The 13,640-nt window shown below is 70.9% G+C and carries 14 protein-coding genes; 5 read left to right on the top strand and 9 right to left on the bottom strand.

Features of this window, described 5'->3' with window-relative positions; translation table 11 throughout:
* Positions 1 to 48: 48 nt before the first annotated feature.
* Together QH270_RS07170 and QH270_RS07165 are read right to left on the bottom strand one after the other, a co-directional pair.
* Positions 49 to 900 carry an N-acetylglutamate synthase, CG3035 family gene (locus QH270_RS07170; RefSeq protein ID WP_432420313.1) on the bottom strand — a complete coding sequence of 284 codons (852 nt, stop codon included), beginning with the start codon at positions 898 to 900 and terminating at the stop codon, positions 49 to 51.
* A 111-nt stretch (positions 901 to 1,011) separates the two neighbouring features.
* A complete protein-coding gene (locus QH270_RS07165) occupies positions 1,012 to 1,602 on the bottom strand; it encodes a peptide deformylase (protein WP_280304149.1) in 591 nt (196 codons plus the stop codon).
* Positions 1,603 to 1,858: 256 nt separating this feature from the next.
* Here QH270_RS07165 and QH270_RS07160 point away from each other — a divergent pair, with 256 nt between their 5' ends.
* The 5 genes from QH270_RS07160 (at position 1,859) to QH270_RS07140 (ending at position 6,199) form a co-directional block, all read left to right on the top strand.
* The gene (locus tag QH270_RS07160) at positions 1,859 to 2,176 is read left to right on the top strand and encodes a DUF3263 domain-containing protein (RefSeq protein ID WP_280339680.1); all 318 of its coding nucleotides are present in this window, start codon (positions 1,859 to 1,861) and stop codon (positions 2,174 to 2,176) included.
* Between the two features lie 115 nt (positions 2,177 to 2,291).
* Positions 2,292 to 2,858, top strand: coding sequence for a LytR C-terminal domain-containing protein (locus QH270_RS07155; protein WP_280339679.1), 567 nt, complete (start codon positions 2,292 to 2,294; stop codon positions 2,856 to 2,858).
* An 89-nt stretch (positions 2,859 to 2,947) separates the two neighbouring features.
* Positions 2,948 to 3,646, top strand: coding sequence for a superoxide dismutase[Cu-Zn] (sodC, locus tag QH270_RS07150; RefSeq protein WP_280339678.1), 699 nt, complete (start codon positions 2,948 to 2,950; stop codon positions 3,644 to 3,646).
* Between the two features lie 10 nt (positions 3,647 to 3,656).
* Complete coding sequence (locus QH270_RS07145; RefSeq protein ID WP_280339677.1) at positions 3,657 to 4,799, top strand: glutamate--cysteine ligase; 1,143 nt, start codon at positions 3,657 to 3,659, stop codon at positions 4,797 to 4,799.
* 50 nt (positions 4,800 to 4,849) lie between these two features.
* Entirely contained in the window at positions 4,850 to 6,199 is a 1,350-nt protein-coding gene (locus QH270_RS07140; RefSeq protein ID WP_280339676.1) for a phosphatase PAP2 family protein, read from the top strand.
* On the opposite strand, the gene mnhG is transcribed toward QH270_RS07140, so the two are convergent.
* From mnhG to QH270_RS07105, 7 genes are all read right to left on the bottom strand, one after another.
* Positions 6,196 to 6,519, bottom strand: coding sequence for a monovalent cation/H(+) antiporter subunit G (mnhG, locus tag QH270_RS07135; RefSeq protein ID WP_280339674.1), 324 nt, complete (start codon positions 6,517 to 6,519; stop codon positions 6,196 to 6,198). The two genes, QH270_RS07140 and mnhG, sit on opposite strands and share 4 nt — an antisense overlap.
* Complete coding sequence (locus QH270_RS07130) at positions 6,516 to 6,776, bottom strand: monovalent cation/H+ antiporter complex subunit F (protein ID WP_280339672.1); 261 nt, start codon at positions 6,774 to 6,776, stop codon at positions 6,516 to 6,518. Before QH270_RS07130 ends, mnhG begins: the two co-directional genes overlap by 4 nt.
* Positions 6,773 to 7,327: a Na+/H+ antiporter subunit E gene (locus tag QH270_RS07125; protein ID WP_280339671.1), complete on the bottom strand. Its 555-nt coding sequence runs from the start codon at positions 7,325 to 7,327 to the stop codon at positions 6,773 to 6,775. Before QH270_RS07125 ends, QH270_RS07130 begins: the two co-directional genes overlap by 4 nt.
* A complete protein-coding gene (locus QH270_RS07120; protein ID WP_280339670.1) occupies positions 7,324 to 8,919 on the bottom strand; it encodes a Na+/H+ antiporter subunit D in 1,596 nt (531 codons plus the stop codon). The genes QH270_RS07125 and QH270_RS07120 overlap by 4 nt, the downstream gene beginning before the upstream one ends.
* Positions 8,916 to 9,302, bottom strand: a complete 387-nt coding sequence (locus tag QH270_RS07115) for a Na(+)/H(+) antiporter subunit C (RefSeq protein ID WP_280339669.1) — start codon at positions 9,300 to 9,302, stop codon at positions 8,916 to 8,918. The genes QH270_RS07120 and QH270_RS07115 overlap by 4 nt, the downstream gene beginning before the upstream one ends.
* Positions 9,299 to 12,085, bottom strand: a complete 2,787-nt coding sequence (locus QH270_RS07110; RefSeq protein WP_280339667.1) for a Na+/H+ antiporter subunit A — start codon at positions 12,083 to 12,085, stop codon at positions 9,299 to 9,301. The genes QH270_RS07115 and QH270_RS07110 overlap by 4 nt, the downstream gene beginning before the upstream one ends.
* 116 nt (positions 12,086 to 12,201) lie before the next feature.
* The gene (locus tag QH270_RS07105) at positions 12,202 to 13,476 is read right to left on the bottom strand and encodes a hypothetical protein (RefSeq protein ID WP_280339666.1); all 1,275 of its coding nucleotides are present in this window, start codon (positions 13,474 to 13,476) and stop codon (positions 12,202 to 12,204) included.
* Positions 13,477 to 13,640: the final 164 nt, after the last annotated feature.

The raw sequence follows: 13,640 nt of genomic DNA, 5'->3' as shown, positions 1-13,640 counted from the left end.
CTGACGTCGGTCGCGGGCTTCGTCGCGACGGCCTGATCGAGCTCGCGGCTAGCCCCGCCGCCGCTCGATCCACAGGGCAGCGCGCGGCAGCACCGCTCCCCCTGCATTGATCGCCAGGTGCAGCAAGGCGGGCGCGGCCGCGACCGCGACGCAGGTCAGGCCGACCCAGCGCCTGCCGTCGGGCGCCGTGGTCACCGCGCCGCGGCCGATGGCAAGCGGGTCGGGCACGCCGAGTGAGGCGAAGCCGAGCGTGCCGTCGAGCACGGAGGTGAGCACGGTCCGGTCCGGTTCGCGCACCCCCGGATCGAGCGGGATCTCGCCCCGGTAGCGGTGCACGGCCAGCCAGCCGTCGTCGGGTTCGGCCGCGATCCGCACCATCGACGGCCCTTGCGGCAGGACGAGATTGGCGATGTCGAGACCGAGGACGACCGTCTCGTTCCAGGTGCTCCAGCCGGGCGGGACCGGGGCGAGGCGATCGGGCAGCTGCAACAGCAGCGGCAGGCCGCGCTCGGTGTACCAGTCCGCGATGCGGCGGATGGTGTCGATCGAGAGCACCGCGGGCACGCCGGACTCGCCGAGCGGCACCGCGGAATTCGCGCGACCCGTGTACCCGTTGCCGGCGCGTGCCAGCCAGCCGTCGATCCACAGGTGCTCGGCGCCGGGCCACGCGCCCGCCGCCGCGGTCTCCAGCGAGCGGATCTCCTTGGTTCGAATCGGCCTCGGCCCCAGTGCCTTCAGCGCGACCACGCGGTCCGGCGCCACCGAGACCAGCTCGCCCTCGGCGGTACGCACCGTCGGCGGATCCACCGACACCAGCTCGCCGATCACATCGGTGAGCGGCTGGGGATAACCCTCGGGCAGTTGGTACCGCATCACCACGCGGCGACCGAGGGGGATCACAGTTCTCGGCCGCCTCGATCTGGACTGACCAGAGGGTGCGACGAAGGAGTGCCCGGCGGGAGGGAAGATCGAGGGAACAGGCCGAGAACTTGCGGCGCCAGCCGCCGTGATTCAGTCGTCATGACCGAACGGGTCGGGCACGGTGCCCGGGATCCAGCTCAGACCCGGTGTGCCCCAGCCGTTGCGCTTGATCGCCTTCTTCGCCGCGCGGGCGTTGCGGCCGATCAGCACGTCGACGTAGAGGAAGCCGTCGAGGTGGCCCACCTCGTGCTGCAGCATGCGGGCGAAGAAGCCGGTGCCCTCGATGTCGACCGGTTCGCCGTGCTCGTCGGTGCCGGTGACCCTGGCCCAGTCGGCCCGGCCGGTCGGGAACTGCTCGCCCGGCACGGACAGGCAGCCCTCCTCGTCGTCGTCGGGGTCGGGCATGGTCTCCGGGATCGCGGAGGTCTCCAGCACGGGGTTGATCACTGTGCCCTTGCGGCGCACCGGCTTGCCGGCGGCGTCGACATCGGGGCAGTCGTAGACGAACAGCCGCTTGCCGACGCCGACCTGGTTGGCCGCCAGGCCGACACCCTTGGACTCGGCGAGGGTGTCGTACATGTCCGCGATCAGCTCGGCCAGCTCGGCCGGCGTCTCCGTCACCGGCGCGGTGGGGGTGTGGAGGACGGGGTCACCGACGATCACGATCGGGAGAATTGCCATGGCCGCCATTATCGCCGGACCCGCGCGCCGGGTAGCGGCGACCCCTGTGGCCGAGACGACACCTACTGGCGCTGGGTCCATGGCGCAGACCCCGAGGGCCCTGCGTGGTTACACTGCGCTACCGCCTCCGGGCCCGCCGGGGTCGCCGCGGTCAACACGCCGAGACATGGCTCGGACGATCCGGCGCACCCGTGGTTCAATGATCCGCGACGTGCAAGCGTCATTTTCATCTCGTGATACTCGGCGAGGGAGCAAGATGGACGGCGCAGCAGCTCGCAACATCGAGGCTGGGAATTCGCACGACGCGACCATCGACGAGTCCGGCGGTCTGAGTCGCCGTGAACTCGAGATCCTCGACTTCGAACGGAAATGGTGGAAGTACGCGGGCGCCAAGGAAGACGCGATCCGTGAACTGTTCGCCATGTCGGCCACCAGGTACTACCAGGTGCTCAACGCGGTCGTCGACAAGGAAGAAGCGCTGGCGGCCGACCCGATGCTGGTCAAACGCCTGCGTCGGCTGCGGGCCAGCAGGCAGAAGGCCCGCGCGGCTCGCCGACTCGGTTTCCAGGTCTGACTGTGTACACGGCGCCGCTCACAGGCCCTCCGTGGTTACGCAGGCTGCCTCCTCCGGGCCGTGAGTTCGCGGCGCGGACAGCCACACTCGCCTCGTTGCGACTAGGGTTGCGCGGGTGAGCAACCCGAATCCCACCCCCGGCGGCCCACCGCTGCGCGCGCTGGCGATGGTGTTGATCGCGCTGGCCATCGTCTTCGCCGGCCTGGGTGCGATGTCGCTGTCGAACTCCGGCGCCGAGGCGTCCGACCCGGCCGAACAGACCGAGACCACGAGTTCCAGCGCGGTCGCGCAGGCGCCGGCCACCACGGCCGCGCCGACCACGACCAGCGCCACCGCGGCGCCGACCACCACGACGGTCGCGCCGACCACGACCACCACCGCGCCGACGACCACCGCGTCCGCGAGCGCCGTGGATCAGAGTGTGCCGGTACGGGTGCTGAACAACAGCTTGGTCGCCGGACTGGCCGCGCGCACCGCGAGCCAGCTGACCTCCTCGGGCTGGAGCAACGTCAGCACCGGCAACTACTCCGGCGCGAATCTCACCGCGACGACGGTGTTCTACGGCGGCGGCGCGGGCGACAAGGCCGCGGCCACCGAGATCGCCGCCGAGATCGGCGGAACGGTCGCGCCGAAGACCGGCGACACCTCGCCGGGCGTCGTGGTCGTGCTGACCGGCAGCTGACAGCGGGCGCGGCACGCCGTGCCGTGCGCGGTGAACGCGCTGTGGCATCATCTTGAGCGGTACAGCCCCTGCACTGAAGGAGTTCCCTGATGGCCACGTCGACAACCCGTCGCCCGTCCTGGCGCACCGTCACCCCGGTGCTCGCGGTTGCCGTGTTCGGACTCGCTGCGTGCACCAACAGCCAGGAGTCGAGTGACGTCAAGGGGACCACACCGCCGGTGTGGACCAGCTCGCCCGCGCCCGGTGGCGAGGGCCACGGCGGCAGCGGCGGCCACGCCGCGCCGACGACGGCCGACAGCCACGGCGGCAGCGGCGATCACGGTACCCCGGCGGCCGGCGGCCTGAAGGCGGAACTGAAGAACGGCTCCGGCGGCGGCGTCGGCACCGCGACCATCGCCGCCGAGGGTGGCCACCTCGTCATCACCGTCGAGGCGCGCGGCCTGACCCCCGGCTTCCACGGCCTGCACTTCCACCAGAACGGCACCTGCGAGGGCGATTTCACCTCCGCGGGCGGGCACCTGCAGGTCGGCGCGGCCAACGCGCACCCGGCCAGCGGTGACCTCTCCTCCCTGCAGGTCGGCGCCGACGGCACCGCCAAGTTGGTGACCACCACCGACAGCGTCACCCTGGACCAGGTCAAGGGCAAGGCGCTGATCGTGCACTCCGGCGCCGACAACTTCGGCAACATCCCGCCCCGCTACTCGCGTGAGGGTGGCACCGGCCCCGACGAGGCCACGCTGTCCACGGGCGACGCGGGTAGCCGGGTCGCCTGCGGCGTGGTCGGTTAGCGAGACGCGCATGGCCGGGGCAGCCCAGTCGGTACCGTTCCCCGGCTCACCGCGGCCGACCATCGGTATCGAATGGGAGATCGCGCTCGTCGACAAGGTGACGCGCGATCTGTCCAACACCGCCGCCGCGGTGTTCGACGCCGTCGGTGACCGGCGTGCCCACGACGGCACGCCCCAGGTCACCAAGGAATTGCTGCGCAACACCGTCGAATTGGTGACCGGCGTGCACGACACGGTCGGCGGCGCGGTCGAGGATCTGCGCGACACCATGGCCGCGGTGCGTCGCGCGGCCGATCCGCTCGGCGTCGACCTGTTCTGCGCGGGCACCCACCCGTTCGCCCAGTGGTCGGCCCAACAGCTCACGCGCTCACCGCATTACGACGAGCTGATCGAGCGCACCCAGTGGTGGGGCAGGCAGATGCTGATCTGGGGCGTGCACGTGCACGTCGGAGTCTCGCACCGGGACAAGGTCTTTCCGATCCTGAACTCGCTGCTGCTGTCGTATCCGCATCTGCTCGCGCTCTCGGCGTCCTCGCCCATGTGGTCCGGCGACGACACCGGCTACGCCAGCAACCGGGCGCTGATGTTCCAGCAGCTGCCGACCGCCGGGCTGCCTTTCCAGTTCGAGAACTGGGGCCAGTTCGAGGGTTTCGTGCACGATCAGCTCAAAACCGGTGTGTTCGAACAGCTCGGCGGCATGCACTGGGACATCCGGCCCGCGCCGAAGTGGGGCACGATCGAGATCAGGGTGTGCGACGGGCTGTCCAGCCGGGCCGAGCTGGCCTCGGTGGCCGCGCTGATCCACTGCCTGGTCGTCGATCTCGAGCGCAGGCTCGACAACGGCGAGGACCTGCCGACGCTGCCGCCGTGGCACGTGCAGGAGAACAAATGGCGGGCCGCGCGCTACGGGCTCGACGCCATCGTGATCGTCGACGACGCGAGTAATGAGCGTTTGGTCACAGACGACCTGATGGATCTGCTGAACAGGTTGGAACCGACAGCCGCCCGCCTCGGGTGCGCCGACGAGCTGGCCGCGGTGGCCGAGATTCCCCGGCACGGTGCCTCCTACCAGCGGCAACGCCGGGTGGCGGCGCAATCGCAGGGCGACCTCGTCGCCGTGGTCGACGCGCTGGTGCGCGAGCTGGATCAGTAGCGTTCAGCTGTCCGGCGGGGTGGCGTTCACCCGCCGTTTACGATGTTTGGATGCTTGTCGAACATCCGCGTTCAGCGGCGGGGGGTGTCGCCGCCGGGGACCGCCTCCGCGAACCACGCGTGCTCGCCGCCGTCGGGGTGTCGGCGGTGCTCGCGCTGCTCATCGGTCTGCAGGTGGCCGCCTCGCTCAACGACTTCGAGGGGCCGCTGGCGAGCTTGGCCCGCGACTACCTCGGAACCCCGAAATCGATGTCGGTGCCGTGGGCAGGACTGGTGCTTGCGCTGGTCGGCGTCAACGCGCGCAGGCGCGTGTACGCGGTGTCCGCCGCCGTGGCGATCGACGCGGTGTACGCCTCGCTGCGGATGCTCGACGGCAAGCCGTTCACGGTCGGCAACGGGCCGACGATCGTGCTGACCGTGCTCGCCGTCGTCGCCCTGCTGCGCTGGCACGGCCGGGAGCGCACCGACGCGCTGAAGGCGGCCGCGCTCGGCGCGCTGCTGATCCTGGCCACCAAGGTCGGTGACGTGTGGTTGCACGTCACCTCGGCGGCGCGGCCCTCGGTGTTCGACGAATACCTGCTGCTGGCCGATCACGCCCTCGGTGACCCGTCGTGGGTGCTCGGCCGGGTGGTCGACGCGCTCGGGCCCGAGGTGTACGCGGTGCTGCACTGGGTCTACATCGAATTGCCGGTGGCGGCGATCGTCGTCGCGATCTGGCAGTTGCGACGGGTGGTGCCGACCGGACAGTGGCCGTCGCACTATCTGGTGCGCACCTTCCTGGTGCTCGGGCTGGTCGGGCCCGCGTTCTACGTGCTCTTCCCGGTCGTCGGGCCGATGTTCGCCTACGGTGCGGACGGCCACGGTTTCCAGGTGGGTGACTTCTGGCCGATGGCCCTGCCGCCGCTGGATCACAGCCCGGCCGCGCTGCCGTTCGACGAGTTCACCCCGCGCAACTGCATGCCTTCGATGCACACCGCGTGGGCGCTGTCGCTGTTCATCCACACCCGCCGTGACATCGATGGGACGCGCGCGCCCGCGTGGCTGCGCTGGGGAGGTGCGTTCTGGCTGACCGCGACCGTGGCCGCGACGCTCGGCTTCGGCTACCACTACGGCGTCGACCTGATCGCGGGCGCGGTGCTGTGCCTGACGGTGGAGTCGGCGTTGCGGGCACCCGAGCGTGGCTGGGGCGCGTTCCGGTGGCGGATGGTCGGTTTCGGGTCGGCGGTGTTCGCGGGGCTGCTGCTCTCGTACCGGTACCTCGCGGTGCCGATGGCCGAGTATCCGGTGCTCGCGGGCGCGTTGGTCATCGGGGCGGCCGCCGGGGTGGCGATCGCGTTCCACGCCACCTGGTTCGCGGCGGCGCCCGCGCGGGTCGCGGCGCCGGCGCGGGTCGCCGGTTAGTCGTCGAATTCGTTGATCCGCAGCAGGCCGTCGCGATGGCGCTGCTCCCGATAGGCGGTGCGGCCGAGCAGGTGCGCGATGACGGGCGCCGTGATGATCGTGAACAGGCCGGTGAGCACGAGCATCCACACGTTGACGTCGTGCCTGATGTCGATGCCGGTGCCGAACAGCACCAGGATCAGCCCGACGACCTGGGGTTTGGTCGCCGCGTGCATTCGGGTCATGGTGTCGGGGAAGCGCACGATGCCGAGCGACGCGGTCAACGCCAGCGCGCAGCCGGTCAGGATCAGGACCGCGGACACCCACTCCCAGCCGGTCATCGGTCGTCCCGCACGCGAAAACGGGAGACCGCGGCCGAGCCGAGGAACCCGACCAGGGCCAGCGCGACGATCGCCGGGATGACGGTGGTGTCGTCGCTGTAGGCGGCCCAGACCGCGAGGCCGGAGGCAGCGATGGCCATCAGCGAGTCGATCCCGACGACCCGGTCGAGGGTGCTCGGTCCGGCCAGCACGCGATAGCTGGTGATCACGGCCGCGGCGGTGAGCAGGATTCCGGCGATCACGGCGACGACGGTCACGACAGCACCTCCGGCTCGCGGCCGAGGCGGCGACGTTCACTGGGTCGTTCGAAGGCGTTGATCAGCAGATGCTCCAATCGCCGGGTGGTGGCGTAGAACTTCACCACCGACTTCTCGCTGCCCACGTCGAGCACGTGGACGTAGATCACGCAGCGCGCCCGGTCCACCTCGAGCACCATGGTGCCGGGGATGAGGTTGAAGATGTCGGTCGCTATCACCAGCACCAGGTCGGACTGGATGCCCAGGTGCACCCGCAGCACGCCCGAGACCGGTGGCCCGGCGGGCCGGATCGCGAACCAGGCCACCTGCAGGCTCGACTCCAGGGCGTAATACGCGCTGGTGCCGATCAATTGGAGGAACGAGAGCGGGTGGAAGCGCCCGGCCACGGGGACCAGCGGCAGCGGTAGCGCGAACACCACGATGAGTGCCACCGCGAAACCGGCGAGGACGTTCGCGGCGCTCAGGTCACCCCACAGCGCCACCCAGACGGCGGTGAGCCAGCCGAGCACGCTGACCCGGAGGATGTTGTCGCGGTTCACCAGCCGGCTCATCGCGCCTCCGAGCCGAGCACCGAGCCGATGTAGACCGAGGGATCGTCGAGGTCGTCGGCCGCGCGCTCGGCGATGCCGAGGATCGGCCCAGCGAACACGGTGAGCGCCAGGCCTGCGACGACGAGGCCGGTGGTGGCGAGCACCATCAGCACCGGCATCCGGCCGGGGTCGGTGCGGTCCTCGTAGTAGACGTCGGTCGAATCCTCCACCAGGGTGGGCGGTTTCGCGGCGGAGAGGTGGCCCTCGGGCGCGTCCTCGCGCGAGCGCCAGAACGCCTTGCTCCACACCCTGGCCACGGCGTAGAGCGTGAGCAGGCTCGTCACCACCGAGCCGCCGACCAGCACCCAGGCCAGCACGCTGCCGTCGGCGGCGCCCGCCTCCAGCAGCGCGACCTTGCCGATGAAGCCCGAGAAGGGCGGGATACCACCGAGATTCAGGGCGGGCACCAGGAACAGGATGGCCAGCAGCGGGCTCGCGGCGGCCAGCCCGCCGAGGCGGCGCAACGACACCGACCCGGCCTGCCGTTCGATGAGTCCGACGGCGAGAAACAGGGCGGTCTGCACCAGGATGTGGTGCGCGACGTAGAAGATCGCGCCGGTGAGACCGGCTTTGGTGGCGAGGCCGATGCCGAACACCATGTAGCCGATGTGGCTGACCAGCGTGAACGACAGCAGACGGCGGATGTCGTTCTGCGCGATCGCGCCGAGGATGCCGATCAGCATCGTCGCGAGCCCGCAGATCAGCAGGATGTTGTCGAAGGCGCCGTCGGGGAACCACAGCGTGTGCGTGCGGATGATCGCGTACACACCGACCTTGGTGAGCAGACCGGCGAACACGGCGGTCACCGGCGCGGGTGCGGTGGGGTAGGAGTCGGGCAGCCAGCTCGACAGCGGGAACACCGCCGCCTTGATCCCGAACGCCACCAGCAGCACCGCGTAACAGGCCGTGCGCACCCCGCTCGGCGTGGCCTCGAGCCGCACCGCGAGTTGCGCGAGATTCAGGGTGCCGGTGGCGGCGTAGGTGAGGCCGATGCCGATCAGGAAGATCAGCGACGACACCATCGACACCATCACGTACGCGATGCCGGTGCGGATGCGTTCCTCGGTGGCGCCGACGGTGAGCAGCACGAACGAGGCGGCGAGCAGGATCTCGAAGGCGACGAACAGGTTGAACAGGTCACCGGCCAGGAACGCGGCCGAGACGCCGGCGGTGAGCACGAGGTAGGTCGGCCGGTAGATCGAGGTGGGCTGGTGTTCGTCGCCGTCGGAGATGTTCTGGCCCGCACCGTAGATCGACACGACGAGCAGCACGAACGCCGACACCAGCAGCATCGCGGCGGAGAGCCGGTCGACCACCAGGGTGATCCCGATCGGCGACGGCCAGCCGCCGACCTGCACGGCGGTCGTGCCGTCGCGGTCGGCCAGGTAGAGCAGGAATCCGCTGATCACCAGCACCGCCGAGAGCGCGGCCAGTGAGATCATCGCCTGGATCCGCGGCCTGCGGCCGAACACCAGCGTGCCCGCGGCGCCGAGCATGGGGACCAGCACCGGCAGGGCGGCGATGGCGGGCAGGAGGTCGGGGGACAGGGTCATTCTTCCGGGTCCTCCTGCTCCCTGGTGGCCGCGATCTGCTGGTCCTCGGGGTCGTTGCGCACGTCTTCGGAGGTGGTCAGCATGTAGGAGCGGTAGGCCAGGGCGAGGACGAAGGCGGCCAGGCCCATGGTGATCACGATGGCGGTGAGCACCATCGCCTGGGCCAGCGGGTCGGCCATGCCCTCGGGGGAGGTGTCGGAGCTGCCGAGGATCGGCGGCTTGCCGTCGGGACCGCCGCCCACGGTGAGGATCAGCAGGTTCACCGCGTTGCTGAGCAGGATCATGCCGAGCAACATTTTCGAGACGACCCGCTCGAGCAGCAGATACACCCCGCACGCGGTGAGCGCGCCGATGACGATGAGCAGAACGAGGTTGCCACTCATACGAGTTCCTTGTCCAAGCGGGCGCCCAGGCTGCGCAGGACGTCGAGGGCGAGGCCGACGACGACCAGGTACACACCGAGATCGAAGAACAGCGCGGTGACGAGCTTGATGTGGCCGAGGACCGGCAGGGTCACCTCGATGATCGCCGAGGACAGCGGCGGGGCGCCGAGCAGCAGCGAGGCCGTCGCGGTGCCCGCGGCCAGGGTGAGCCCGGCGCCGAGCAGATGCCCCGCGTCCACGGGCAGCGCCTCGCCGAGTTCGTAGCGACCGCCGGCCAGATAGCGCAGGGTGAGCGCGAGTCCGGCGATCAGGCCGCCGGCGAAGCCGCCGCCCGGCGCGTTGTGGCCGGAGAAGAAGAAGTACACGGACAGCATCATGATGGTGGGGAAGATCAGCCTGGTGGTGATCTGCAGGACCATCGAACGTTCGCGGCGGTCGTCGAGCCGGGCCGCGGGCAGCCAGCTCACCTTGTCGGGGTCGTAGCCCGGTGCGTCGGCGGCCCTGGGCGCGCTGCCGAAGCGACGGCTGCGGAACACCAGCGAGGCGACGCCGGTGGCGGCGACGACGAGCACCGAGATCTCGCCGAGGGTGTCCCAGGCGCGGATGTCGACGAGCAGCACGTTGACCGCGTTCTTGCCCGCGCCGATCGTGTAGGCCGCGTCGGGGATGGCCGTCCAGATCGGTTCGCTGTGCCGGGCGGCGGCGGCGAACGCGGCCAGCACGGCGACCGCGACACCGACGCCGATCGCGAGCAGGGCGCGCCGCACCTTGAACGCCGTCGCCTGGTTCTCGGCGATCTCGGCCGGGAAGGCCCGCAGCACGAGCACGAAGATCACCAGCGTCAGCGTCTCGACCAGGAACTGGGTGAGGGCGAGGTCGGGGGCGCCGTGCAGCGCGAAGATCACGCCGCAGCCGTATCCGGTCACGCCGACGACGAGCACGCTGGCCAAGCGGTTGCGCAGCACCGTCGCCGCCAGCGCCATGGCGACCATGATCGCCCCGATCGCGGCCTGCAACGGCGAATCCCACAGGCGCAGTTCCACTCCCGTGCGGGTACCGACCGCGAGCAGGACGGTCGGCAGCACGATCAGCGTGCCGAGGATCATGGCCTGGCTGACCGGCAGCGAACCGGACTGCACCGTACCGGTGATGCGCAGCGAGAGCTTGTCCATCGCGCGCAGGGCCGCGTCGTAGTTGCGGTCGGCGTTGCCGAGGCGGGGGTGCACCGGCTCGCCGATCCGGCTGCGGATCAGGAACAGCGCCAGACCGGCGGCGACGACGAACACCGTCAGCAGGAGCGGGCCGTTGACGCCGTGCCAGAGCGCGAGATGGGTATCGAGGACGCCGGGCAGGGTCGCGGCGTAGGGGCTGAGCCAGCCGTCGATCGCGGGCGCCCCGAGTCCACCCGCGAGTCCGGCCACCGCGAGCACCGCGGGCGGCCCGAGCAGCAGTGGGCCCGGCGCGTGCCAGCGCATCGACGGGTCGGGCTCGGCGGTGACGCCGAACGCGCCCCAGACGAAGCGGACGCTGTAGGCCACGGTGAACGCCGACCCGATCGCCACGCCGGCCAGCATCGCCACCCGCACCGGATCGCTGAGCACCTCGGCCGACCACAGCGCGCCCAGCGCCGACTCCTTGCCGACGAATCCGAGCAGCGGCGGCAGCCCGGCCATGCTCAGCGCGGATGTCACCGCGATCGCGCACAGCCACGGCGCCCGCCTGCCGAGCCCGGAGAGCCTGCGCAGGTCCCGAGTTCCGGTGCCGTGGTCGATGATGCCGACGACCATGAACAGGCTCGCCTTGAACAGGCCGTGCGCCACCAGCAGCGTCAGCCCGGCCAGCGCCGCGTCCGGGGTGCCCACCGCCATCATCGTGATGAGCAGGCCCAGCTGGCTGACGGTGCCGAAGGCCAGCACCAGTTTCAGATCGTGCACCTGCATCGCCCGCCAGCCGGCGAGCAACAGCGTCGCGATGCCGAGCGGCAGCAACACCACGTGCCACGGCGGCGTCTGCGCGAACGCGGGCGCGAGCCGCGCCACCAGGTAGATGCCCGCCTTCACCATCGCGGCGGCGTGCAGGTACGCGCTGACCGGTGTCGGCGCCGCCATCGCGCCGGGGAGCCAGAAATGCAGCGGCACGATGGCCGATTTACTGATCGCGCCGACCAGGACGAGCACGATGCCGACCGAGACCGCCGCGCCGGCCGGTGGCGTGGTCGCGAGCAGATCGGAGAGCAGGAAGCTGCCGTAGCGCAGGCCGAGGATCACGATGCCGACCAGCATCGTCAGCCCGCCGGCCCCGGTCACCAGCAGCGCCTGGATCGCGGCCCGCCTGCTGATCGCGCGCTCGGCGTAGTGCCCGACGAGCAGGAACGACAGCACCGTCGTGATCTCCCAGAACACGTAGAGCAGCAGCATGTTGTCGCTGCTGACCAGCCCGAACATGGCCCCGGCGAAGGCGATGAGCTCGGCGGCGAACACCCCGAGCCTGGCCTCGTCGCGCTCGAAGTAACGGCCGCAATAAGCCAGGATCAGCGCGCCGACACCGAGGACGAGCACCGACATCACGGCGGCGAGGGAGTCGAAACGCAGATCGATGTCCATCGAGATCTGCGGCGCCCACGCGGTGTGCGAGCGCACGGTCGTGCCCCAGTGCGCGAGCACCCAGCCGAGACTGCCCAGCGGAACCAGCGCGAACAGATAGAAGGCGTTTCGCCCGAGCAGCCGGACGCCGACCGGCGCCAGTGCGGCGGCCAGCGCGTGGGCGAGGAGGATGACGAGCACAATCCTCCTTCGTCAGGTCGAGAACGATCCGGTCAGGCGTCTGCGATCCTACGGGCGATGACGGCCCGTTCCCCGGTACCGGGGCTGTCGCGTCGGCCATGTCGACCGGGGCGCGGCTATTGTTCGAGCGCCTCGGACCGCTGTCGTGGGCGGATCCGGAACAGCAGCGCCAGCGCGAGGGCGACGCCGATCGTGATGGCCAGTCCGGCGCGGCCGGGCAGGCTCTCGGCGGCCGGGGTGCCCGCGGTCGGCCAGTCGCGGTGCCGGGTCGGGATCGACCACAGGATCGACGGCAGATAGAGCGCGCCGAGGCCGAGGACGGCGCTGGGCAGGTACTCGAACCGGACCGACCCCGCGAAGTAGCCGGCCAGGCAAGCCAGCGCGAGGGCGCCGATCGGCCAGGCCAGCGACCATGGGAGGCGCGGCGCCACGGTGGCGAAGACGCACAGCGCGGCGGCACCGAGCAGCACCACCCACGGCGCCGACCCGCGGAGTCCGGCCAGCACGGCGCCCGTGCCGAGGACGACGACGAGCGGCAGGTACCAGCCCAGCCGCGCGGCGTCACCGAGCGAGTCACCCGCCGCGGCCACGCCGATCGCGAGCAGCGGCCAGACGCCGTCCCGGCCGGGGAGCAGGACGGCCGCGATGAACGCCGCGACCACGGTGACCGCCACCGCGACCACGATCTGCCAGGTGTTCCCGCGCCGCCCGTCCCATTCCCGCGCGAGCCATTCGGTGGCGAGCAGCACCGACAGTGACAGCACCGTGGCGGCGATGATCGGGGTGATCGGCAGATCGGCGGCCAGCCGTGGGACAGCGGGCAGCATCACGCCGTGCCTGCGCCGCAGCGCGTTGAGCGCGAGCAGCACCACGGCCGTGCCGACCAGCCAGGCGGGCGAATAGGACGCCTCGAACGACGAATCGGTCGAGCTGAACACCCCGACGACCTCGCCGTAGACGAGCACCACCACGGTGCCGAGCGAGAAGCCGACAGCCGACCAGCGCCGCCGCAGCGCGACGATGCCGAGCGAGCCGAACAGCACGCCACCACACAGCGAGTCGAGGTAGTTCTGCGTGGTGAGCACATCGGCCGAGTGCATCGCGGTGCCGATGAAGTAGTTCAGCGCCAGCGCGGCCGCGGCGAGCGCCGCGGTGAGCCAGATCAGCCCAGGCCGGTTGATGGGTCTGGCCAGCACGGCCACGACGACGGCGACGATGAGCCCGAGCGCCGCCGCCCTCGGCACGCTGTTGAGCAGGCTGGTGACGTGGAAGGCCGAGTGGACCTCCGACCGCGCGCCGAAGGTGAACGGCAAGAACAGCGCGATCCCCGCCGAGGCGGCCCCGGCGAAGGCCGCGACCGCGTCCAGCAGATCATCGCCGATCCGGGGCACCCTGTCGACGATACTGTGTTTGTTGGAGCGCTGGTGCGCTCGAGTCGCGGCCCCCTTGTGTCCCGGGCCGCGACCCCCCCGGCGCGGGGGGGGCCCGCCGGGGGGGGGGGGGGGTGGGGGGGGGTGTTGTGGGGGGGGGGGGCCGCGGGGGTGAGGGGGGGGGG

The organism is Nocardia neocaledoniensis, from assembly GCF_029868625.1.
Taxonomy (GTDB): domain Bacteria; phylum Actinomycetota; class Actinomycetes; order Mycobacteriales; family Mycobacteriaceae; genus Nocardia; species Nocardia neocaledoniensis_A.
The sequence above is the reverse complement of the archived record's forward strand: the minus strand, read 5'-3'. Positions and strand labels throughout refer to the sequence as shown.